Here is an 856-nt window from a genome sequence, read left to right as displayed (position 1 = left end):
CGACCAGACCCACGGCACCGCCGCATGCGCCTCGCCGGCGCCGAGCATGTTCCTGGCCGCCAGCGCGCCCTGTTCCTGGGCGTTGCGCCAGGCTTCCAGCCGCACCCGGCGGCCGCCATAGACGGCGAGCGGAAACGAGCAGCAATCGCCGGCGGCAAAGATGTCGGGATCGCAGCTGCGCAGCTCGGCATCGACTGCAATTCCATTGTCGATCGTCAGCCCCGCTTCGGCCGCAAGCCCGGCCACCGGCACGGCGCCGATGCCGATGATCGCGAGGTCGGCGACGATTTCCCGGCCGCCGGCAAGTGTGGTGCGCACCTCGTTGCCATCGTCGGCGATGGACGCGATGCCGTCGCCGCACAGGATGTCGACGCCCTCGGCGACATGCGCCTCATGGATGATTTCCGCGATCTCCGCCGGCACGCCGCGAATCAGGATGCGAGGCTGCGCCTCGATGACGGTGACCGCGGCACCGAGCTTGCGGGCCGCGGCGGCGAGTTCGAGGCCGATAAAGCCGCCGCCGATGATGGCGATACGGTTGCCGAGGGTGAGATGCGCGCGAATGGCGAGCGCATCAGCGAAGGTTCTGAGATAGACGCAGCGCGGACCCAGGCCCGGCATCGGCAGCTTGCGCGGCGTCGAACCGGTTGCCAGCAGGAGCTTGTCGTAAGGCAGGACCGATCCGTCCGACAGGCGCACAGTATGCGCCGCGCGGTCGATCGCGACGGCCTGGACGGAATGGATATGCCGGATCGACTTCTCGGCCAGAATTGCGTCGCTGGCGATCGCCTTGATCCCGGGCGCATCGCTGGCCATCGCCTCCTTGGACAGAGGCGGGCGCTCCTCAGGGAGATGC

At 68.7% G+C, this 856-nt stretch carries 1 protein-coding gene; it reads right to left on the bottom strand.

What is annotated here, in order from left to right; genetic code table 11:
* Positions 1–856, bottom strand: an 856-nt coding sequence (locus EN969_RS33290; RefSeq protein ID WP_127419866.1) for an FAD-dependent oxidoreductase, incomplete at both ends; no start/stop codon positions are given.

The sequence above is a fragment of the Mesorhizobium sp. M7A.F.Ca.CA.003.01.2.1 genome (assembly GCF_003998945.1).
Classification (GTDB): domain Bacteria; phylum Pseudomonadota; class Alphaproteobacteria; order Rhizobiales; family Rhizobiaceae; genus Mesorhizobium; species Mesorhizobium ciceri.
This window is presented reverse-complemented; position numbering and strand designations above follow the sequence as displayed.